Consider the following 224-nt stretch of genomic DNA (forward strand, 5'->3'; position numbering starts at 1 on the left):
CACGCCGCTCGAAGCCACCACCACGATTGTCATCGCGGCGGAAGCCGCCACCGGAACCACCGGAGGGCCGGTTGTCATCACGACGGAACCCACCACCGGTCGGTCGGTCGTCATCACGGCGCGGGCCGCGGGGGCGGTCGTCGCGGCGCTCGAAGCCACCGCTGGGACGGCCACCACGGTCATCACGCTGCTGACCACCCCGGTACCCACCACGGTCGTCATCA

Annotated in this window: 1 pseudogene; it reads left to right on the forward strand. The window is 71.0% G+C overall.

The window, feature by feature from the left end:
• Positions 1–224: pseudogene (locus IG90_RS46800) on the forward strand (hypothetical protein); the annotation flags it as partial.

Source organism: Streptomyces anulatus (genome assembly GCF_000721175.1).
Lineage (GTDB): Bacteria > Actinomycetota > Actinomycetes > Streptomycetales > Streptomycetaceae > Streptomyces > Streptomyces anulatus_C.